This is a genomic window from Photobacterium damselae subsp. damselae (genome assembly GCF_038086725.1).
Taxonomy (GTDB): domain Bacteria; phylum Pseudomonadota; class Gammaproteobacteria; order Enterobacterales; family Vibrionaceae; genus Photobacterium; species Photobacterium damselae.
The window spans coordinates 2896284-2918085 of the sequence record NZ_CP146970.1 but is presented as its reverse complement, the minus strand read 5'-3'; the positions used below and the strand labels follow the sequence as shown (position 1 = coordinate 2918085).

The 21802-nt window shown below is 42.1% G+C and carries 26 protein-coding genes; 10 read left to right on the top strand and 16 right to left on the bottom strand.

Going from position 1 to position 21802, the window contains the following annotated elements:
* Positions 1-8: 8 nt before the first annotated feature.
* Complete coding sequence (gene yjgA / locus WAX86_RS13350) at positions 9-533, bottom strand: ribosome biogenesis factor YjgA (RefSeq protein WP_044174256.1); 525 nt, start codon at positions 531-533, stop codon at positions 9-11.
* 111 nt (positions 534-644) lie between these two features.
* Between yjgA and pmbA the strand changes: the two genes are divergently transcribed.
* Positions 645-1988, top strand: coding sequence for a metalloprotease PmbA (gene pmbA, locus WAX86_RS13345; RefSeq protein ID WP_065170848.1), 1344 nt, complete (start codon positions 645-647; stop codon positions 1986-1988).
* Between the two features lie 95 nt (positions 1989-2083).
* Here pmbA and mgtE read toward each other — a convergent pair whose 3' ends face one another.
* From mgtE to WAX86_RS13285, 12 genes are all read right to left on the bottom strand, one after another.
* Positions 2084-3442: a magnesium transporter gene (gene mgtE / locus WAX86_RS13340; protein WP_036764754.1), complete on the bottom strand. Its 1359-nt coding sequence runs from the start codon at positions 3440-3442 to the stop codon at positions 2084-2086.
* A gap of 260 nt (positions 3443-3702) precedes the next feature.
* Positions 3703-3975, bottom strand: coding sequence for an HPr family phosphocarrier protein (locus WAX86_RS13335; protein WP_065170847.1), 273 nt, complete (start codon positions 3973-3975; stop codon positions 3703-3705).
* Positions 3972-4823, bottom strand: coding sequence for an RNase adapter RapZ (rapZ, locus tag WAX86_RS13330; RefSeq protein WP_005303663.1), 852 nt, complete (start codon positions 4821-4823; stop codon positions 3972-3974). The genes WAX86_RS13335 and rapZ overlap by 4 nt, the downstream gene beginning before the upstream one ends.
* Before the next feature lie 36 nt (positions 4824-4859).
* Positions 4860-5309 (bottom strand): PTS IIA-like nitrogen regulatory protein PtsN, encoded by a 450-nt coding sequence (gene ptsN / locus WAX86_RS13325; RefSeq protein ID WP_036764760.1) that lies wholly within the window; start codon positions 5307-5309, stop codon positions 4860-4862.
* Between the two features lie 2 nt (positions 5310-5311).
* Positions 5312-5599 (bottom strand): ribosome hibernation promoting factor, encoded by a 288-nt coding sequence (gene hpf, locus WAX86_RS13320; protein WP_036764763.1) that lies wholly within the window; start codon positions 5597-5599, stop codon positions 5312-5314.
* Positions 5600-5635: 36 nt separating this feature from the next.
* Complete coding sequence (locus tag WAX86_RS13315) at positions 5636-7057, bottom strand: RNA polymerase factor sigma-54 (protein WP_376788115.1); 1422 nt, start codon at positions 7055-7057, stop codon at positions 5636-5638.
* Between the two features lie 113 nt (positions 7058-7170).
* Positions 7171-7896, bottom strand: coding sequence for an LPS export ABC transporter ATP-binding protein (gene lptB, locus WAX86_RS13310; RefSeq protein WP_005303670.1), 726 nt, complete (start codon positions 7894-7896; stop codon positions 7171-7173).
* Between the two features lie 9 nt (positions 7897-7905).
* Entirely contained in the window at positions 7906-8412 is a 507-nt protein-coding gene (gene lptA, locus WAX86_RS13305; protein ID WP_036764766.1) for a lipopolysaccharide transport periplasmic protein LptA, read from the bottom strand.
* Positions 8393-8956 (bottom strand): LPS export ABC transporter periplasmic protein LptC, encoded by a 564-nt coding sequence (gene lptC / locus WAX86_RS13300; RefSeq protein ID WP_068968344.1) that lies wholly within the window; start codon positions 8954-8956, stop codon positions 8393-8395. Before lptC ends, lptA begins: the two co-directional genes overlap by 20 nt.
* Positions 8953-9510, bottom strand: coding sequence for a 3-deoxy-manno-octulosonate-8-phosphatase KdsC (gene kdsC, locus WAX86_RS13295; RefSeq protein ID WP_068968345.1), 558 nt, complete (start codon positions 9508-9510; stop codon positions 8953-8955). The genes lptC and kdsC overlap by 4 nt, the downstream gene beginning before the upstream one ends.
* Positions 9510-10478: a KpsF/GutQ family sugar-phosphate isomerase gene (locus WAX86_RS13290; protein ID WP_005303683.1), complete on the bottom strand. Its 969-nt coding sequence runs from the start codon at positions 10476-10478 to the stop codon at positions 9510-9512. The genes kdsC and WAX86_RS13290 overlap by 1 nt, the downstream gene beginning before the upstream one ends.
* Before the next feature lie 16 nt (positions 10479-10494).
* Entirely contained in the window at positions 10495-11460 is a 966-nt protein-coding gene (locus WAX86_RS13285; RefSeq protein WP_115426302.1) for a calcium/sodium antiporter, read from the bottom strand.
* Positions 11461-11902: 442 nt separating this feature from the next.
* On the opposite strand from WAX86_RS13285, the gene mlaF reads away from it, so the two are divergent.
* The 7 genes from mlaF to murA are packed head-to-tail and all read left to right on the top strand — an operon-like array spanning position 11903 to position 16531.
* Positions 11903-12715, top strand: a complete 813-nt coding sequence (mlaF, locus tag WAX86_RS13280) for a phospholipid ABC transporter ATP-binding protein MlaF (RefSeq protein WP_068945523.1) — start codon at positions 11903-11905, stop codon at positions 12713-12715.
* Between the two features lie 28 nt (positions 12716-12743).
* The gene (gene mlaE, locus WAX86_RS13275; RefSeq protein ID WP_005303692.1) at positions 12744-13526 is read left to right on the top strand and encodes a lipid asymmetry maintenance ABC transporter permease subunit MlaE; all 783 of its coding nucleotides are present in this window, start codon (positions 12744-12746) and stop codon (positions 13524-13526) included.
* Between the two features lie 25 nt (positions 13527-13551).
* The gene (mlaD, locus tag WAX86_RS13270) at positions 13552-14031 is read left to right on the top strand and encodes an outer membrane lipid asymmetry maintenance protein MlaD (RefSeq protein ID WP_036764769.1); all 480 of its coding nucleotides are present in this window, start codon (positions 13552-13554) and stop codon (positions 14029-14031) included.
* 9 nt (positions 14032-14040) lie between these two features.
* On the top strand, positions 14041-14676 hold the full coding sequence (mlaC, locus tag WAX86_RS13265; protein WP_065170841.1) for a phospholipid-binding protein MlaC: 636 nt from the start codon (positions 14041-14043) through the stop codon (positions 14674-14676).
* Between the two features lie 2 nt (positions 14677-14678).
* Positions 14679-14990: an STAS domain-containing protein gene (locus WAX86_RS13260; protein WP_341488897.1), complete on the top strand. Its 312-nt coding sequence runs from the start codon at positions 14679-14681 to the stop codon at positions 14988-14990.
* Positions 14991-15009: 19 nt separating this feature from the next.
* The gene (gene ibaG, locus WAX86_RS13255) at positions 15010-15264 is read left to right on the top strand and encodes a BolA family iron metabolism protein IbaG (protein WP_005303697.1); all 255 of its coding nucleotides are present in this window, start codon (positions 15010-15012) and stop codon (positions 15262-15264) included.
* A gap of 10 nt (positions 15265-15274) precedes the next feature.
* The gene (murA, locus tag WAX86_RS13250; RefSeq protein ID WP_065170840.1) at positions 15275-16531 is read left to right on the top strand and encodes a UDP-N-acetylglucosamine 1-carboxyvinyltransferase; all 1257 of its coding nucleotides are present in this window, start codon (positions 15275-15277) and stop codon (positions 16529-16531) included.
* 106 nt (positions 16532-16637) lie between these two features.
* Here the strand turns inward: murA and degS are convergent, their stop codons facing one another.
* The 3 genes from degS to zapG all read right to left on the bottom strand — a co-directional run bounded on the left by degS (position 16638) and on the right by zapG (position 19843).
* Positions 16638-17753, bottom strand: a complete 1116-nt coding sequence (gene degS / locus WAX86_RS13245; RefSeq protein WP_065170839.1) for an outer membrane-stress sensor serine endopeptidase DegS — start codon at positions 17751-17753, stop codon at positions 16638-16640.
* 147 nt (positions 17754-17900) lie between these two features.
* Positions 17901-19268: a Do family serine endopeptidase gene (locus tag WAX86_RS13240; RefSeq protein WP_171027371.1), complete on the bottom strand. Its 1368-nt coding sequence runs from the start codon at positions 19266-19268 to the stop codon at positions 17901-17903.
* Positions 19269-19381: 113 nt separating this feature from the next.
* A complete protein-coding gene (gene zapG, locus WAX86_RS13235; RefSeq protein WP_065170873.1) occupies positions 19382-19843 on the bottom strand; it encodes a Z-ring associated protein ZapG in 462 nt (153 codons plus the stop codon).
* 155 nt (positions 19844-19998) lie between these two features.
* Between zapG and zapE the strand changes: the two genes are divergently transcribed.
* Together zapE and rplM are read left to right on the top strand one after the other, a co-directional pair.
* On the top strand, positions 19999-21102 hold the full coding sequence (gene zapE / locus WAX86_RS13230; protein WP_154139553.1) for a cell division protein ZapE: 1104 nt from the start codon (positions 19999-20001) through the stop codon (positions 21100-21102).
* Between the two features lie 268 nt (positions 21103-21370).
* Positions 21371-21799, top strand: a complete 429-nt coding sequence (rplM, locus tag WAX86_RS13225) for a 50S ribosomal protein L13 (protein ID WP_005303716.1) — start codon at positions 21371-21373, stop codon at positions 21797-21799.
* Positions 21800-21802: the final 3 nt, after the last annotated feature.

Sequence of the window (21802 nt, the reverse complement as noted above, 5' to 3'; positions counted from 1 at the left end):
ACATTTAATTAGTCTTGAATGTACAACTCTTTTAGGTACTGGAAGATCTCTTTAAATGCTTTGCCTGGTTTTTGCTGTGCCTTCTCTTTACCTGCTTGGCGAACCAATTGACGTAGGTGCTGGCGATCTGCGTGAGGGTGATCAACTAAGATAGCATTGATCATGCTGTCTCCGTTTTCGATCAATTTATCACGTTTTTGCTCAAGCTTTTTCAACATCACGGTTTGTTGAGAGTGCTTATTACGTAGTTTATCTAGAGCTGCTTCAATTGGCTCAATATCAATAAAACGCATCTGCTTACCGATGTACTGCAACTGACGACGGCGAGCTTCTTTCGTAAAGCGTTGTGCGTCTTTAATTGCGTCCATCATATCTTCATCAAGAGGCATTTTGGCAAGGGCATTAGGCTTAAGCTCTACTAGCTCTTCACCAATTTTTTGCAGCTCTTCCATGTCGCGCTTCATCTCGGATTTACTTACCCAGATGATTTCCTCTTCTTCTTCCCAAGGGGCTTTTTTGTTTTTACGGCTCATAATGGGCTCACTAAGGGGGTTAATGATTCTATTTTATCAGTTTAATAACGATTTTGGGCGTAAATTCCATTATTCTATAACTAATAATGCCAATTCCGAGAAAAGAAAAGTATGGACGTAAGAGAACAGGTAGCTCAGCAGCGTGTTGAGCTTGAAGCTGCTGTTGCCAAAGCCCTTGAAATGGCTGGACAAAAAGCCGATGCCGCTGAAGTTGCAATTAATAAAACAACAGGCATCAGCGTTTCAACTCGTTTGAGTGAAGTGGAAAATGTTGAGTTTAACAGCGATGGTGCTTTAGGTATTACAGTGTACCGCGGTCAGCGTAAAGGCAGCGCATCCACCTCTGATCTTAGTGAAAATGCTATTGCTCAAACTGTCGCTGCAGCATTAGATATTGCCAGCTACACCTCGGAAGATCCTTTTGCAGGACCAGGCCCAAAAGAGTTGATGGCAAAAGATATTCCAGATTTAGATCTGTTCCACCCAGATGAGCCTGAACCGGATCACGCAGCTGAAATCGCCATTGCCGCAGAAGAAGCTGCGATGGCTTATGATCCTCGAATTAAGCAGAGCGATGGCGCAAGCTATGACAGCCATTATGGTATTCGTGTTTATGGTAATAGCCATGGCATGTTAGCCAGTTATGCCTCTAGCCGTCATAGCATCAGTTGTTGTGTGATTGCTCAAGGTCAAAATGGTGAAATGGAGCGCGACTATAGCTATACCACAGCTCGTCGTGCTTGCGATATGTGGACGCCTGAAAAAGTGGGTCGCCACGCAGCTGAGCGTACTGTGGGTCGCGTTGATGCACAAAAATTATCAACACGCGAAGCTCCTGTAATGTTTGCTGCCGATATCGCAACGGGCCTATTTGGTCATTTAGTGATGGGTATCAGTGGTGCGAACCTATATCGTAAGTCGTCTTTTTTATTGGATAAGTTAGGTGAAGAAATTTTCCCTAATTGGCTAAATATCAGTGAGCGTCCACATATCTTACGTGGTATGGCAAGTACGCCGTTTGATAGCGAAGGCTTAGCAACTAAAGATTTAGAGATCATTAAAGATGGTCAGTTAGCGACCTATCTATTAACCAGTTATGCAGCTCGTAAAATGAATCGTCAGCCAACCGGCCATGCTGGTGGTATTCATAACTGGTTAGTAAGCTCTACGGGTGAAAACTTTACTCAAATGCTGAAAAAAATGGATCGAGGTCTGTTGGTTACCGAGCTTATGGGACAGGGCGTTAATATTGTTACTGGCGATTATTCTCGTGGTGCGGCAGGTTTTTGGGTTGAAAATGGTGAAATTCAATTCCCTGTTTCTGAGATAACCATTGCTGGTAACTTAGCTGACATGATGAAAAATATCGTAGCGGTTGGTTCAGATATTGAAACTCGCAGCCAAATCCAAACGGGTTCTATCTTATTAGACTCGATGAAGATTGCTGGTGAGTAGCAGAAGCTGTTCGAAAAACTTTCTGTGATGGAATTAAACAAAAGGCCCAACGAGTATTCTCTTTGGGCCTTTTTAACAACTTGATTGGGTCTAGATTATTGTAAAAATACGGTCGCAAGACCTAAGAATACAAATAAGCCGACAATATCGGTACAGGTTGTTAAAGCCATTCCCCCCGCAAGCGCTGGGTCGATTTTTAGCTTCTTAAGCATGATTGGAATAACCACACCAGCAACACCTGCCACGAAAAGGTTGGTAAGCATTGCACCTGCAATAATGGCTCCGAGAATCAGATTGCCTTTCCACAGGACCACGACACCACCGATAATTAATGCCCATAGAAGACCATTAATAAGGCCAACTCGTGCTTCTTTACTTAGTAGCCAACGAGTGTTGGAATCACCGATATGACCAACAGCTAAACCACGAATTACCAGTGCGACAGTTTGGTTACCAGCAACGCCACCCATTGAAGGAACAATGGTCATTAAAACAGCAATAGCAGCCATTTTTGATAGCGTGTCTTCAAACATATTGGAGACAGATGCGGCAGCTAGAGCGGTTAATACGTTAACACCAAGCCAGATACTACGACTTTTTGCCGATTTTAATACTGGGGCAAAGGTATCTTCGTCATCGTCCATACCCGCCATACTCATCATTGAGTGCTCAGCATCTTCACGGATTACGTCAACTACGTCATCGATGGTGATACGGCCAACCAGTTGATTATTGGCATCAACAACCGGAGCAGATAACCAGTTACGACGTTCAAACAGATTGGCGATTTCACCATCGTCCATATCCACAGGAATGGCTTCATCGGTATCGTCCATCACATCTTTAATTTCAACATCAGGTTGTGTGGTAACCAGAGTTGATAGCGAGATATGACCAATCAGTTTTTCTTCTTCATCAACCACATACAAAGTATCAGTGGCTTCTGGAAGTTCGCCTCGCATACGAAGATAACGCAATACAACATCGGTTGAGACATCACCACGAATTGTGATGAAGTCAGTACTCATGATGCCGCCAGCGCTATCTTCAGGGTAGGCTAGTGCTTTTTCGATTCGATGACGATCTGTTGCATCCATTTGCGCCAATACTTCCTGATACTTATCATCAGGTAAGCTACGCAATACGTATGCGATGTCATCACTTTCCATCCCCTCAGTAACGGCTGCCAGTTTCTCTGGATCCATTTGTGAGACGATACCATCTTTTACATCTTCAGATAGCTCTTCTAGGATGTCACCTTGCTCTTCCGGATCCGTCAACTGCCACAGCACTTGACGCTCTTTTGGTGGAGAGGCTTCTAAAAGGTGAGCAATGTCCTCCGGCTCCATATCCTGAAGCATTCGGCGTACATGGACAAACATCCCGCTTTCAAGAGCTTTATTAACTTCTTGTAATGTTTGATGGGTTTGATCTTGTTCTAATACGTCCGCCATAGGTATTAGGCCCACTGTTGTTTTTAAATTAATGGCGCAATAATCTGAATTTTAACGTAATAAATGAGTGCTTGTCTCATTAGAAATCAAGACAAGCGCATAAAAATTTTGAATGGTGTTTTATGATAAGAATAAAAAAGAGAAAGTTATACCAATAAGTAATAACTTTCTCTGCATTTATCGGCAAAATTAACGATTTTCGCTACATTTCTATTTTGCAGTCTTTTTAGTCAGAGTTTGATATTAAGAGCTCCAGAAGATCAGCTTTCTTCGTCAAATCCAGCTTCAATTAGATGGCAAATGGCAGCAAGAGCTTGTTCACTCTGCTCACCTTGAGCTGAAACGGTAATTTGTTGGCCTTGAGCTGACTCTAGCATCAATAAGCCCATCACTCCGTCAGCGGTTGCACACTTTTCACCATTACAGAGTGTAATCGTTGCTTGATAGCTTTGTGCCGTTTCTACAATTTTGATGGCTGCGCGAGCATGTAAACCGAGTCGATTCTTAATATAGACTTGGCGACTGGCCGTCATTTTTTACCTTCCAAAGTACGGTGGCGAATGCGAATTTGCTGGCCACTACGCTGGAAATACTCTGCCAACTGTTGCGCTATATAAACCGAGCGATGCTGACCGCCAGTACAACCAATGGCTACAGTGACATAGCTGCGGTTATTTTTTTCTAGCATAGGTAACCAAGTTTCAATGAAATTACGGACTTGGTAGATCAACTGATTCACTTCTGCATGACTGGCTAAGAAAGTTTTTACGCCTTCATCTAATCCTGTTTGGGGCTTTAATTCTGGCACCCAATGAGGGTTTGGTAAAAATCGAACATCAAAGACATAGTCAGCGTCTGTTGGTAATCCATATTTAAATCCAAATGATTCAAATACAAGGATTAACTCACGAGATTCACGGCCTAGAACTCGGCTACGAACAGTTTCACTGAGATCGTGAATTGATTTCCCCGTGGTATCAACAACCAGATCTGCTCGCTCTTTAATCACTTCCATGATTTTAGATTCAGATAAAATGGCTTGTTCTAAGCTCATATTATCACGAGACAAGGGATGCAATCGGCGAGTCTCGCTATAGCGTTTAACGAGCTCTTTGTTATCGGCATCAAGGAAGAGGATATTAAGATCAACTTTATTACTCAGGTCATTAAGGATCATTTCCAATGCCTGGGTGTCGCTTGGCATATTACGAACATCTAAGCTGACAGCGACATCTTGCTGCTCATCGCCGATGGTTTCGATAAATTGGGTAAGTAGGTTTACAGGAAGGTTATCAACACAGTAATAACCTAAATCTTCTAATACGCGTAATGCAACAGACTTCCCTGATCCGGAGCGGCCGCTAACAACCATTAATCTCATGGTGCGATTACCTCAATGGTGGTCTGGATGAGAGGGTTATGATTCATGGGTGATGAGTTGGTATAACTCTTCATCGCTTTGCGCGCAACGTAGTTGTTTACAAAGCTGTTTATCACTGAGTTTTTCAGCAATGGCAGAGAGTGTTTTTAGATGCTCAGAGCACTGATTTTCAGGAACAAGTAGGGCAAAAAGCAGATCGACAGGTTGATTATCAATAGCATCGAACTCAATGGGTTCTTGCGATTGAATAAACACTGCAATAGCTTTATCGCTGTTATTGATACGCCCATGAGGTATTGCAATACCATTACCAATCCCCGTTGTACCCATTTTTTCACGATTGAGCATGCAATCAAATAGGGGTTGAGGATTTTGATCTAAATGTTCAGCAGCGATTTCACTGATGATCTCTAGGGCGCGTTTTTTACTTGAGCATGAGACTGCACTTTTGGTGCAGTCTATGCTTAATACATTACTCAGTTGCATGGTTAATGACTATTGAGTTTCTCTTTATGTTTATTTAACTGACGAACCAGTTTATCCGTCAGAGCATCAATGGCGGAATACATGTTATCTGAATCCGCTTTTGCGTGGATATCTCCCGCATTTACCTGCAAAGTCGCCTCAGCCACTTGCTGTAATTTTTCCACATTAAGGATCACGTGAATGTGGTTTATTTTATCGAAAAAGCGATCCAGTTTATCGAACTTAGTTGTTACGTATTCACGAAGAGCGTCAGTCACTTCAACATTGTGTCCAGTAATTACAATTTGCATAGACATCTTCCTTTTGTTGGGTCCGAACTAGGGCTTCTAGATCAGACGTTTTCGCTGATTCGAAGGCGGAATACCAAGAGATTCACGATATTTAGCAATAGTCCGTCGTGCGACCATGATCCCTTGCTCTGCCAGTAATGTTGCAATCTTGCTGTCACTAAGAGGTTTGCTTTGATTCTCAGCGGCAACCAGTTTCTTTACTAAAGCACGAATGGCTGTTGATGAACATTCACCACCACTATCCGTGCTGACATGACTGGAGAAGAAATATTTCAGTTCAAAAATACCGCGTGGTGTATGCATGTATTTCTGAGTCGTAACTCGAGAAATGGTTGATTCATGCATATCAACCGCTAAGGCGATATCGTTAAGCACCATAGGTTTCATTGCTTCTTCACCATATTCGAAGAAGTCCTGTTGGTGTTCAACAATACAACGAGCTACTTTTAGTAATGTCTCGTTGCGGCTTTCTAAGCTCTTAATTAACCATTTAGCATCTTGCAAATGGGTTTTAATAAATTGGCTATCAGCACTATTGCGCGTCTGTTTACTCAGTGCGGCATATTGCTCATTAACCTTAATTCGTGGCACGCTATCTGGATTGATGGTTACGACCCATTTTCCGTTGTCTTTAAAGACTGATACATCTGGTACCACATATTCGGTTTCCGTTGCAACCACTCTATTGCCAGGTCGAGGGTCTAAGCCATGAATCAGTTGCATTACTTCTTTAAGTTCTGCTTCTTTGAGCTTAGTTTCTCGCATTAATTGGCGAAAGTCGCGATTGCCTAATAAATCGATATGTTGAGATAGTAACATTTTGGCTTCATTAAGCCAGAGGGTTTCTGGTGAGTAGGTCGCAAGTTGTAGCAGAAGACATTCTTGTAAGTTACGGGAGGCAACTCCGAGCGGGTCAAATTGTTGAATGCGTTTAAGAACAGCTTCAACCTCGTCAAGCTCTACTTCATCATCGCCTAAGCTTTCAAGAATATCTTGGCTTGAACAACTTAGGTAACCTTGATCGTCAACCGCATCAATAATAGCAGTAGCGATAGCCAGATCGGTGTCACTAAATGGGGTTAATTGAACTTGCCACATCAGATAGTCTTGCAGTGATTCGGTCGTTTCCCCTTGATAGATAGGCATATCGTCATCAAGGGCTATACCTGTGCTACCGGTTCCGGCACTGTAAACATCATCCCAAGTTGTATCGACAGGCAAGTCTTGCGGCATCTCTTGTTGTTCAATCACTTCTGAGGTATCAAAAGATTCACTGTCTTTGATCTCATCGTGAGAGTCTGAATAATCAGAGTCGGAAGATTTATTATCTTCGTTCTCAGCAAGATTCTCTTCTAACTCAAGCAGGGGATTGGCATCGAGAGCTTCTTGGATCTCCTGCTGCAGATCTAAGGTCGAAAGTTGCAACAGGCGAATGGCTTGCTGCAATTGTGGCGTCATTGCCAATTGTTGGCCAAGCTTGAGCTGGAGAGATGTCTTCATGTCGCTATCTTCACCTGTCGTTATTTTTATTGGTATGGTTGTATATGATATTAGACGATTATTTATTGTTTTTATAAACGGAATTGATCACCTAAGTACACTCGTTTCACATGTTCATCGTTAAGTACTTGTTCTGGCGTACCATTTGCAATAAGTTGCCCCTGACTTACGATATAAGCATGTTCACAAACATCCAGTGTTTCACGAACGTTATGGTCGGTAATTAAGACGCCTAGACCACGATCGCGCAGATGCTCAATGATTTTCTTAATATCAATGACCGAAATTGGGTCAACACCTGCAAAAGGCTCATCTAATAAAATAAATTTCGGATTAGCCGCTAAAGCTCGTGCAATTTCGACACGACGACGTTCACCACCTGATAGCGCCATACCCATACTATTACGGATATGTTGAATGTTGAACTCATCAAGCAGTTCTTCCAACTTATCTTGACGCTCTTGTTTGGTCAATTCTTTACGGGTCTGTAATACCGCCATTAAGTTATCGTGGACGCTCAATCGACGAAAAATTGAAGCTTCCTGTGGCAAGTAACCAATACCCATACGCGAGCGGTTATGCATCGGTTGTAAGCTGATATCAGTGTCATCAATGGTGATGGCACCTTCATCACGGGCAACAAGGCCGACAATCATATAAAAAGAGGTGGTTTTACCTGCACCATTTGGGCCGAGTAGACCAACAATCTTACCCGATTCAACTTGTAAGCTTACATCGGAGACGACTTTACGACCGTTGTAGCTTTTTGCTAAGTGTTCCGCTTTTAAAATTGCCATAACAGAGTGTTATTTCTTCTTATTGTTGAATTGGTTTGGTTGCAAAATCGTTGTTACACGCTCTTTGCTACCACTTTTCGCCATTAGACGTTGTTCATCAATTTTATAGGTGATGACATTACCTTTGATTTCACTGCCGTCTTGAGTAAGAACTGCATGGTCAGACATTTTTAGAAATTCTGTTGCAGTTTCATAACGCATCTTGCGAGCACTACCATCAATAGGCTTACCATCGTCCATAACTTGGTGGAATGTTGCTGGTGTACCGTAAGCATCAATAGTTTCTTGACCTTCTTTGCCTTGTGGGCGAGTCACAACCACTTTGTTTGCTCGAATATCAATAGAACCCTGACGCAATACAACGTTACCAGTGAACGTTACAATGTTTTTCTGAATATCTAGCTCTTGGTTATCTGAGCTGATATGAATCGGTTTTTCTGTATCTGTGCTTAGAGCCCAGCTTGATGTACTTAGGCATAGCAGGCACAGTAAAGTACTAATCTTTAGGTGTTTCATATATACCTTTCACATTATTAAGTAGTGTTGCCACATTGCGATCCATATTACCTTTTAAACCATCGCCTTCATTCTCAAAGCTAGTACCAGTAATAACAACGTGATCTTGAGTATCGAAATCTTTATTGACCAAGTTTAAGCGTAGATTATCTGTGCTGATCACTTGGATCGCAGATTCAGGTAATAAGTTAAAAATACGCACATTACCTTTCATTTCTAGCACTTGATCTTGAGTTAATAGGGCATCATTTGCACTGACTCGCCATTCAGTTTTACTGCCATCTTGGTAGACCCAAAGAACAGGTTTGCTGAAGGTGGTGTTGCCACTAATACTAAAGTGCTCAATATGAGCAGAGTCAATTTGGTAGCTACGTATTCCTTTTTCGTTATACGACGTATTGCTAACCACATCGCCTGTAAATACCGGTTTTTCGCTATCAATAGTTACTTGGTCATCACTCTGCCAGTGTTTTTGCAGCAAGTAATAACCAGACCATGCAGCGACTAATACAACCAGTAGATAGCACAACCTTTTTAAGGTCATATACTTAAACCTTTATGTTTATCTAGTTCGCCTTTTGCTTCCAAGATGAGGTCACAAACTTCTCGTACTGCGCCATAGCCGCCTTGAATTCGAGTGATAAAATCAGCACGCTGAGCAAGAAGGGGATGTCCATCAGCAACACAAACTGAGAGGCCTATTTTTTCCATAACAGGCCAGTCGATTAGATCATCACCGATATAGGCAATATGCTGAGGTTCGATTGCGAGCTTATCGATAATATCTTGATAGGCTGCTAATTTATTATCTTGTCCTTGATAAATATGTTCAATCCCTAGTGCTTGCATGCGGTTTTCAACGATATTTGAACGTCGACCCGTGATGATTGCAACTTGGATCCCTGCATTCATTAGAGACTTAACCCCATAGCCATCTCGGGTATGGAAAGTTTTCAGCTCTTCACCATTGTTGCCCATATAGATACGGCCGTCGGAAAAGACACCATCAACATCACAAATCAGCAGTTGGATTTGTTTTGCTTGGTTAAAGACATTTTGACTGACAGAGCCATAAATGGTTTCAACAAGTTGTGACATTAGATAACTCCAGCCTTAAGTAAATCATGCATATTGAGTGCGCCGACTAAGCAGCTTTGTTCGGTGACTAGTAATCCATTAATCTTTTTATCTTCCATTAATTTTAGACCTTCAGCGGCTAAAAGCTGAGGTGAAATGGTTTTTGGATTACGAGACATAACGGTACCAATGGTGGTGTTATGAATATCAATATGATCATCCAGTAAACGGCGTAGATCGCCATCGGTGAAGATCCCAATGAGCTGTTGTTCATTATCCACAATCGCAGTCATACCCAGACCCTTACGAGAAATTTCTAGCAGGGCATCTTTAATGGTTGCGTGTTCTGTAACTATAGGCAGATCATCACCACTGTGCATGACATCTGAGATTCGCATCAATAGCTTTCTACCTAATGCCCCACCAGGATGAGACAGGGCAAAATCGTTGGCAGTAAACCCTCGTGCCTCCATAATCGCAATAGCCAGTGCATCTCCCATAACCAGCGTTGCCGTTGTGCTGGAAGTTGGTGCAAGATTAAGAGGGCATGCTTCTTTATCGACAGTGATTTGCAAATGGTATTGAGCCAATTTTGCCATGCTAGATTCGGGTTTACCCGTCATAGCAATAAGAGGGATTCCAAGACGTTTAATTACAGGCAGCAAAGCTAATATTTCAGAGGCTTCCCCTGAATTTGAAATCGCAATGACAACATCATTTTTTTTGATCATTCCTAAATCACCATGGCTGGCTTCGCCTGGATGAACAAAAAATGCAGAGGTTCCTGTACTGGCAAGTGTTGCTGCTATTTTATTACCAATATGACCTGATTTACCCATACCCATAACAATTACTTTGCCGCTACAGTTCAATATGAGCTCACAAGCATTAGCAAAATCTTGGTTAATATATTGGCGAATATTATTCAACGCGTGAATTTCAGTTTCGATCACACGTAGGCCATTTGCACAAAAGTCGAATTTGGGCATAAGTCCTCTCTTATTATTAAGCGGCAAGATTATAGAACAGATATGCTTGATAGGCGATAAAGCAGATCAATAGGATACCGCCTTCTACACGATTAATACGACGGTTTTTCCCTAGCGCCATAATCAGTAGTAGAACCGATACCCCTAACATAACATAGAAATCACGTCCCATAGCTAATGGACTGATTGCTGAAGGGTTTAAAATACCAGGAATACCCATTACGGCTAAAATATTAAATACGTTAGAGCCAATGATATTACCTACTGCCATATCATCTTCACCTTTTAGCACACTGGCTACAGAGGCTGCTAACTCTGGTAGGCTAGTACCGACGGCAATAATAGTTAAACCGATAACTAGATCGCTCATACCATAGTATTTTGCGATAGTAACCGCTGACTCAACAACCATATCTGAAGAGTAAAGGAGTAGTGCTAAACCAATAACAATCCAAATAATTGAGGCTGTATTACTCACTCCTTGTGGAATTTCAGACTCTTGCTCTTCAGCCATTACATCGCCTTCTTGTTTTGCTTTTTTGCTGATGTAAAGCATCGCTAAAAGAAATAGCACAAATAGAACAAGAAGTAATACGCCTTCAGCAAAACCCAGATAGTTATCCCACAGCAAAGCACCTGCAATCAAAGTAACCACTAACATAAGTGGTAACTCACGACGGATAATGGTTGAGCCGATAGCCAAAGGTTTTAGCATCGCTGTTACACCTAAAATCAGGGCGATATTAGCAATGTTAGAGCCTAAAACGTTTCCTACTGCAGTATCTGTTTTACCTGCAAGAGCAGCTGTTGCTGACACCATCATTTCAGGAGCAGAAGAGCCCATAGCTAGGATGGTCATACCGATGACAAGAGGAGCAACGCCCATATTTCTTGCAAGTGCCGCAGAACCGAATACAAGACGGTCTGCACTCCAAACAAGTAGAGCTAATCCAACACAGAGTAGAACAACGGCTTCAAGCATTTTTATCCCTTTAAACAGCAAGTAATTTGGTATTTAAACTAATCATAACGTGAGATTTAGCCAAATAATGCTTTGGGCTCGTCATTTTCAGAGCTTATCTCGGTCATTATGTTAGTTAAGGTGAATATCTGTCATTAAATGTAAGTCTTTAATTTTGACGGTATGAGCTGCAAAAGGGAAGTTATTAAGTAAATAAATCCTCTTTAATGATGTATTCGCCGCGATTTTTTCTAGTCTATCAAGGATGGGTTTAGTTTAAATTTGCTATCCTAAGAAGAATTGTAAACACTGTTCAATATTGTTTTACATTAACGTAAAATAGCTAATTGCAATTAAATGCATGACTTTTGTTGTGAAAATTTTTACTTCATTCAATAACTAGGTAGAATTGCGCCTATTTATTTTCTTCATTGGGCAGATTGTAAGCGGAGACTTGTTGGCCATGGATAAACAAGAAGCTCTGATTTCGGTTAAAAATATGACCTTTAGCCGAGGAGAGCGCAAGATTTTTGATAATGTTTCTTTAACTGTTCCTAAAGGTAAAGTGACTGCGATCATGGGGCCATCGGGAATTGGTAAGACAACATTATTACGTCTTATTGGCGGGCAAATCGCTCCGGATGAAGGAGAAGTGTGGTTCGATGGCCACAATATTCCTACTTTAGGTCGCAGTGCCTTGTATCAAGTACGTCAGCGAATGAGCATGCTCTTTCAATCTGGTGCACTTTTTACCGATATGGATGTATTTGATAATGTTGCTTTTCCACTACGAGAACACACTCAGCTGCCAGAAGAGTTGATTCGTACTTTGGTACTACTAAAGTTGGAAGCGGTAGGATTACGAGGGGCTGCACATCTGCAACCTAACGAACTTTCTGGTGGTATGGCAAGGCGTGCAGCATTAGCTCGTTCTATTGCTCTAGATCCAGAGTTGATCATGTATGATGAGCCTTTCGTTGGCCAAGATCCTATTACTATGGGGGTGTTGGTTGAGCTAATTGGCAGTCTTAATCAGGCATTAGGTATTACCTCTGTTATTGTTTCTCATGATGTACCAGAGGTAATGAGTATTGCTGATCATGTCTATTTGTTGTCTGGAGGCAAAGTGATTGGCAGCGGAAGTCCACAAGAACTTCAGGCTAATAATGATCCTCGGGTCCGTCAGTTCCTTGATGGTGATGCTGATGGTCCGGTTCGCTTCCAGTTTCCTGCTCAAGATTTACAGCAGGAGCTCTTTGGTTCATCCAATGCGTGAAATCCGTATAAAGGATTAGAATGAATTTATGATTACAGATTTTATTGCTGCGATTGGACGTCGAACATTAAATCTTTGCAAAACGGTTGGTCGTGCAAGTTTGATGTTATATGGCGCGCTTATTTGTAAACCGCAGCCTCGGAAAATGTTTCCGCTATTATTAAAGCAGCTCTATTCGGTTGGGGTTCTTTCCATTGCCATTATCCTTGTCTCTGGCCTGTTTATCGGCATGGTTCTGAGCCTACAAGGTTATATTGTATTAGTGGATTTTGGTGCTGAAACCAGTCTGGGGCAAATGGTTGCCTTATCGTTGCTACGAGAGCTAGGCCCTGTGGTCACAGCATTATTATTTGCTGGTCGAGCAGGTTCGGCATTAACGGCTGAAATTGGTCTAATGAAAGCAACCGAGCAGTTATCCAGTATGGAGATGATGGCGGTAGATCCGTTACGTCGTGTTATTGCCCCTCGTTTTTGGGCTGGCGTTATCTCTATGCCATTATTGGCCATGATGTTTACAGCGGTAGGCATTTGGGGTGGTCAACTTGTTGGTGTGGACTGGAAAGGGATTGATTACGGTAGTTACTGGTCTGTTATGCAGTCATCAGTTGATGTGTGGTATGACATTGGTAACGGATTATTAAAAGCGGTTGTCTTCGCTATTACTGTAACTTGGATTGCTGTCTTTAACGGTTATGACGCTGTACCAACATCTGAAGGTATTAGCCGAGCAACGACTCGTACGGTCGTAAATTCGTCGTTGGCCGTTTTAGGTCTAGATTTTGTATTAACCGCGTTGATGTTTGGTAACTAACGCAGTCATTGATTGGAATATATAGATGCAACAGAACAAACGTTTGGAGCTCTGGGTTGGCGCATTTGTCTTAGCAGGAATTGCTGCGCTGTTAGTGCTTGTTTTTAAGGTCGCTGATGTCAAAAGCTTTGGTAGTGATGAGACTTATACCTTAAAAGCCCACTTCGATAATATTGGCAGTTTAAAAGTACGCTCACCCGTTAAAATTGGCGGGGTAACCATTGGTCGTGTTACAGCAATCAACCTTGATGAACACTCATATACACCGGTTGTAACTTTGGCGATTGATAAACAATTTGGTTATTTCCCTGATACAACATCGGCTTCTATTCTAACGCAAGGGTTATTAGGTGAGCAGTATGTTGGGATCTCACCAGGATTTGTCGATGATGATGTCGATATGTTGAAAAATGGCGGTTTAATTGAAGACACCAAGTCAGCATTAGTTCTAGAAGATATGATTGGCCAAGTGCTATATAGCATTGGTGGCGATAGTAAAAAGTAGGAGTTAGATATGAAACTTTTCCGTTCTCTACTTATGTGTTTGCTCGCTCTGCCGATGTTGGCACAAGCAGCAACAGTAGATCAGACTAATCCGTACACTATGATGGATAAAGTCTCAAGCACGATGTTCGCGCGTCTAAAAGCAGAACAAAAGCAAATTCGCTCAAACCCTGAAGAGCTACGTACGATTGTTAAGCAAGAATTATTGCCATACATCAATGTTCGTTACGCAGCATATAAAGTATTGGGTTCGAATTTAAAAAATACCACTAAAGAGCAGCGTAATGCTTTTGTTGCTGCCTTTTCTGATTATTTAGTGGCGTCGTATGCTCAAGTATTGACTCAATACAGCGATCAGAAAATTGAAATAGAGCCAGCAAAAGCCATTCCAGCTGATCGCTCTATTATTTCCGTTCGAGTAGATATTATTGATCAATCTCGTCCACCAATTCGTTTGGACTTTAAGCTTCGTTTGAACAAAAAGACAAAAGAATGGCAAGGATTTGACATGGTTGCTGAAGGAGTGAGTATGATCTCGACTAAGCAGAGCGAATGGAGTGGTCAGCTACGAACTAAAGGCATTGATGCAGTAACTAAATCGCTACAAGATTTAGCTGCGAAGCCAATTCATTTCGAGGATAAGTAAGCATGACGGCACAAAAGATTGTGTGGCAGGCGCATGAAAATGGGGATTACTCCTTGTCAGGTGCGCTAGATCGTGACACAGTGCCCGACCTTTGGCAAAACCGTCAGAATTGGATGCCTCAGCAGGAAACAGTTCGAATCGATCTGGCTGAGCTAGCACGTATCGATTCTGCCGGTATGGTTATGCTGCTGCATTTAATCCAACAGTTACAACATGCAGGGAGCACGGTTTCCCTGTGTCATGTTCCGCAGCAATTAATGACGTTGCTGCGATTAAGCCATGTAGAATCAATGTTTACGGCTTGCATGGAGTAAGTCGTTAAGAGGACAGCTTGTGGAAATTTCAGAGATCAAAGCCATTCTGGAAAGTGCCCTTGAACTAGACGAAGTGATCGTAAAGGGTGAAGGTAGCCATTATGAAGTGATTGCGGTAGGTGCAATCTTTGATGGTATGAGCCGAGTAAAAAAACAACAAACAATTTATGGCCCTCTGATGGGACATATTGCGGCTAATGACATTCACGCGTTAAGTATTAAAACGTTTACTCCTCAAGAGTGGGCGCGTGATCGTAAATTGATGTCGCTATAAGAGGTAGAAAATGCAGAAGTTTCGTATTCAAGGCGGTGGTCCGCTATGTGGTGAGGTTGCTATCTCTGGTGCTAAAAATGCCGCATTACCTATTCTTTTTGCTGCGCTATTAGCAGAAGAACCGGTTGAAGTAGCAAATGTACCAAAGTTACGCGACATCGATACAACAATGGAACTGTTAAGCCGTCTTGGTGCAAAGGTTTCCCGTAATGGCTCTGTTCATGTCGACGCAAGTGGCGTGAATGAGTATTGCGCACCTTACGATTTAGTAAAAACAATGCGTGCTTCTATCTGGGCTCTAGGTCCATTAGTGGCTCGTTTTGGTCAAGGTCAGGTTTCTCTTCCAGGTGGTTGTGCGATTGGTGCTCGCCCTGTTGATCTGCATATTACAGGTCTTGAGCAATTAGGTGCGACCATTACTCTAGAAGAGGGCTATGTAAAAGCGCATGTTGATGGTCGTCTAAAAGGCGCTCATATCGTGATGGATAAAGTGAGTGTTGGTGCGACAGTAACGATTATGTGTGCAGCAACATTAGCTGAAGGCCAAACCATCATTGAAAACGCAGCACGTGAACCAGAAATTGTTGATACTGCTGATTTCTTAAAAGCGATTGGTGCGAAAATCACAGGTGCTGGTACAGATACTATTATCATTGATGGTGTTGAGCGTTTAGGTGGTGGTTATCACAGTGTGGTTCCAGACCGTATTGAGACTGGTACTTTCCTTGTAGCCGCGGCTGTATCTGGCGGTAAAATTGTATGCCGTGATACGAAAGCAAGTCTAATGGATGCGGTATTAGCTAAGCTTGAAGAGGCGGGTGCTAAGGTAGAAACTGGTGACGATTGGATTAGCTTAGATATGACTGATCGTGAACTTAAAGCAGTAAATATTCGTACTGCTCCACACCCTGGCTTCCCGACAGACATGCAAGCTCAGTTCTCTTTACTGAACTTAATGGCGAAAGGCACTGGTATTATTACGGAAACCATTTTCGAAAACCGCTTTATGCATATTCCTGAGTTGATCCGTATGGGCGCTCATGCTGAGATCGAAGGTAACACAGTTATTTGTGGTGATACCGAGGGTCTAAGTGGTGCTCAGGTAATGGCAACAGACCTTCGTGCATCAGCAAGCTTAGTAATTGCGGGTAGCATTGCAAAAGGCGAAACTATCGTTGATCGTATCTACCATATCGATCGTGGTTATGAGCGTATTGAAGATAAGTTTAGTGCGCTTGGCATGAATATCGAACGTATCAGCGAATAAGAGACTCTTAATTGCTTGATATAAAAAACCTCGCCAATGTGCGAGGTTTTTTTATATCTCAGAATCTTAAGAGCTAATATTTGTTAATGGTTATTTATGCCATTATCTAGCTTGGTGGTACTGGGGGAAGTTGCTGTACTGGCGGCTCAGGTTTAGTCCCTAAGTTCTCTGGTTTATTACCAATTAATACATCTAAAATCATTGGCTTACCATTTCGCAGTACTTTCACTTTGACATGAGTACCAGGGCGAATGTCGGTAACAATATCAAGAACACTGAGCATATCTTTAACCGGTTTGCCATCAATTTCGACCAAGATATCACGAACATGAATCCCGGCTTTTGCGGCCGGTCCATCTGGATTCATGCCCAGAACCAAGATCCCGTTGATCTGATCTGCATCATATAAGCGCGCCATTACTGGGTTTATTTCACTGCCATCAATGCCGATATAGCCTCGAATCACACGACCATCTGCAATCAGTTTTTTCATGATCTTAATCGCTGATTCATAAGGTATGGCAAAGGAAATACCGTATGTTTCAATATTGGCAGGGTGGAAGGATGCAGTATTGATACCGACCAGTTCACCTTTAGTATTAACCAGAGCCCCCCCTGAGTTACCCTCATTGATTGCTGCATCGGTTTGTAAAAAGTCCTGATGGCCGTAAAAACTGACTCCAGAGCGTCCTGTTGCTGAAATGATACCAAAGGTTGTGGTTTGGCCCAGGTTATATGGGTTGCCTATAGCCAAAACAACATCACCAACCGCCGCTTTATAGTTTGGATTAACGGGAATTACAGGTAAATTTTCGGCATTAATTTTTAAGACGGCAAGATCGGTTTCTTGATCTTTACCTATCAGTTGAGCGGTAAAGAAACGACCGTCTTGTAAGGCGACAATAACTTGGTCTGCCTGAGCGACAACATGGTAGTTTGTTAAAATATAACCTTTATCGCTCATGATAACGCCTGAACCTAAGCCTTGAGTGGTAAGCTTAAGGCGATCTTCGGTGTTATAGCGACGGTTATAAATATTAACAACAGCTGGTGATGCGCGACGAACCGCATAGTTAAAAGATAACTGTGAACTTGAGTCGTCATCACTAATAGAGACCGTTGGAGTAGAGATTATATTTTGACGTAAATCAGGAACAGCTAGCAGTAAAATTGCAGCAGTGGCAAGGCCTAGCAAAACTGAACGCCCAAGAAAAGCCAGCATTAAAGTTCCTCTGAAAAAAGCTCGGAAAATAAAATCTACAAAAGGTGCTCAAGAATAGCATTACAGCGAAGAGATAACCAAATTGAATCCATAAAAAAGCCCCAGTTTACGTGAACTGAGGCTCAATCAATGGGGATTAGAGTATGATTAACGCATGATTAAATACAGTACGCTATCACCACGTTTAACTTCCATTGCAAGTACGTTTGGTTTTTTCTCAAGTGCCTTACGAAGTTCGCCAAGGTTTTTAATTGGCTGACGGTTTAGACCAATAATGATATCGCCCTTCTTCAAGCCATAGCGAGCCGCAATAGATTGCTTGTTCAGCTCGGTTACTTTAACTCCGTGAACTTTATCTTCTGGGCTAGTATTAGCAAATTCAGCACCGGCTAAGCTTTCATGCAGATCATCAGCTTTAACTTGAGTCTGTTTTGCTGCTTCTAAAGTCACAGGAACATTCAGCTCTTTACCATCGCGAATTAGGCCTAGTGTTACTTTCTTACCAGCACCTAGAGTTGCAATTTTTGCGCGTAATTCACTGAAAGTACGAATCGGCTTATTATTGACTGAAACAATAATATCACCTGCTTTTAGACCTGCTTTTGCCGCAGAGCCTTCAGGAAGTACTTGGCTTACAAACGCGCCGTGATTCGTCTTATAACCAAAGGTTTCAGCTAGCTCAGAGGTTAGCTCACCACCAGTAACACCCAGAACACCGCGCTTAACTTGACCAAATTCGATAAGTTGATCTGTTAAGTTTTTCACCATATTAGCAGGGATTGCAAAACCGATACCGACGTTACCACCGTTAGGGCCAAGAATCGCGGTATTAATACCAATCAACTCACCGTTTAAGTTTACTAAGGCACCACCTGAGTTACCGCTATTGATTGGCGCATCAGTTTGGATAAAGTTTTCGAAGTTCTCGATATTTAAACCACTACGACCAAGAGCGGAAACAATACCTGATGTTACTGTTTGTCCTAGGCCAAATGGGTTACCGATAGCAACGGCGAAATCGCCTACGCGAAGATTATCAGAATCAGCGAGTTTGATAGCCGTAAGATCTTTGGCATCTTCTAATTGCAGCAACGCAATATCAGACATTTTATCGGTACCAAGCAGCTTTGCTTTTACCTCACGTCCGTCAGAAAGCTGTACTTTGATGGTATCTGCGCCATCAACAACATGGTTATTGGTAACGACATACCCTTTTTTAGCGTCAATGATAACCCCCGAGCCTAACCCCCTAAATGGTTGTTCTCGTACTTGCTCGGTAGGAAAATCTGGACCAAAGAAAAAGCGATAAGCCTCAGGTAGGCGCTGTTTGGAAACGTGTTTACCTTCAACTGCAATGCTTACTACAGCTGGTGTTACTTGCTCAAGCATTGGCGCAAGGCTAGGTACTTGTTGATTATTAACGGCGGTAGGTAACGCCGCAGTTGCCGTCATCGGGGTGACAACTGAACTAATACCTAAAGCCAGTGCACTTAAAACAAGCAGAGGTTTTCTCATTATTTCTTCACTCCAGTAATATCTGTCCCAATAAGACTGATAGTCTGGAGTGAAGTTCCTAGTCACAATTATTTATTCCATGAAATTGTGATAAGAGTCATTAAAAGTGTGTCCTAGCTCGCAACTTTGGCTTCAGGGGCTTTTTCTGGCTCTGAAGCAACTTCTGATTTGTCTTCAGTTTTACCGCTAAACAAGCCAGTTGCACCATTGGCATAATCACGTGGCTGGTCCTGGGTCTCATCATCACTATGTTCGGCTTTAACTGCTGTTAAGTTGCTAATACGATGAGCAAATGGGTTATCTTGAGCTGGTAGGTTTGGCATTAACTCTGTGGAGGTTTTTGCCATATGCTCATACAGTTTGCTGTAATCTTTTGCGACGTTATCGAGTAGCTCAGCGCTACGAGCAAAATGATCAACCAATTCTTGACGATATTGCTCCAATTCATAACGTGATTTGTCTAAGTCTTTCTTTAATTCTTTTTGTTGCTTTACGTTTTTATTACCTAATCGAGCGACGAATGCACCGATCAATGCGCCGACTACAAAAATTAATAGCGCAGGAATCCAAGTCATAGCCATACATGCTCCTTGTGACTTCAATAATATTTATCTTTCGCTGTCCTATTTACTCAAAACCAGGCCAGCCGTCATAATGATTTTCTATTTGTGTGAAAGGAGTCGTGTTTCTTCTTTCAAATTCACCAAATTGATAATAAGTAAGGTTAAGGATGACGCCAATAGAAAAATATCAGTTGGATCTGAAACAACCCGATTTTGTTGCAGATCCGTACCAAGCGGCCGTAATAGAACAATTTGATGAGTTATACCAAAATTTACTTCAGCAAAAACCAGAGCAAGCTAAAGTTTCATTTTGGCATCAATGGTTCCCCCCATCACAACAAGCGAAGAGCGTGCCAATTAAAGGCTTATATTTATGGGGTGGGGTTGGAAGAGGGAAAACTTACTTAATGGATCTGTTTTTTGAGACGTTACCTACTCAACGTAAACAGAGAATCCATTTCCATCGTTTCATGCACTATGTTCATCGCCAGCTAGGGCAGCTAGAGCAACAAGTTGATCCATTAAAAGAGGTTGCGAAGACCTTAAATAAACAGATAGATGTGTTGTGCTTTGATGAATTTTTTGTCTCGGATATCACCGATGCCATGATATTGGCTAACCTGTTTGAAGCCTTATTTGAACAGGGGATTATTTTGGTGGCAACGTCGAATATTCCTCCGCATGATCTTTATCGAAATGGCCTACAAAGAGCCCGTTTTTTACCGACTATCGCACTGATTGAGCAACATTGTCAGGTGATTCATTTAGATTCCCCGACTGATTATCGATTGCGTCAATTAGAGCAAGCTAAGCTTTTTTATTATCCATTAACCGATGTGGTTGCAGAGCAGTTACAACAGGCTTTTATTTCGTTATCGAGAGAACCTCGGATTTATGGGCAACCGATCCATATTAACAATAGAGCGATCGCTACATTAGGGCAGGCGAGTGATGTGTTGCATTGTCAATTTTCAGCTCTGTGTCAAACCGCTCGTAGTGCTAATGATTACATTGAAATTGCACGTTTATATCATACGGTGATAGTTGAAGGGATCCCGGTGATGGATGATGGTCAAAATGATGCGATGCGGCGTTTTATCGCATTAGTGGATGAATTCTATGAGCGACGAGTTAAGTTACTGATTTCATCTCAAATTTCAATAGAGCATATGTATCAAGGTACGTTATTGCGATTTGAGTTTGAACGCTGCTGCTCACGACTAATTGAAATGCAAAGTCATGATTATCTGGCGCAACAACACCGCCCATAAACCTCAAATCGGGTGAGTATGAAAATGTCGAAAAAGTAGTGTTTACGGTGAGAAAATTAGCGAGAAAGAAAAAATTAGATTTTTTTTTGGAAAAAAGGTGATTTTTTCTCCACCCTTCTCTATAATCTTGCGACCCACCGTACCTGTAACGGCAAATTGTCGTGAGTGCCAACCACTCGAAGGGGTGATGATTGGGCTCTTACAGAGGGGCCATCAATCGGTGGTCCTATGAAAGTGAAACTATTTAAATTATTGGGTAAGAATTAGCATGAAAACTTTCGTTGCTAAACCAGAAACTGTAAAACGTGACTGGTATGTTGTTGACGCTGAAGGTAAAACTCTTGGTCGTCTAGCAACTGAAATCGCATCTCGTCTACGTGGTAAGCATAAGCCGGAGTACACTCCACACGTTGACACTGGTGACTACATCGTAGTTATCAACGCAGAAAAAGTTGCTGTAACTGGCGCTAAGAAGACTGACAAGATGTACCACCACCACACTGGTTACATCGGTGGTCTTAAGTCAATCAGCTTTGAGAAGCTAATTGCGAAGAAACCAGAAATGGTTATCGAAATCGCTGTTAAAGGCATGCTTCCTAAAGGTCCTTTAGGCCGTGCTATGTACCGTAAGCTTAAAGTTTACGCAGGTACTGAGCACAATCACGCTGCACAGCAGCCTAAAGTTCTAGACATCTAATTG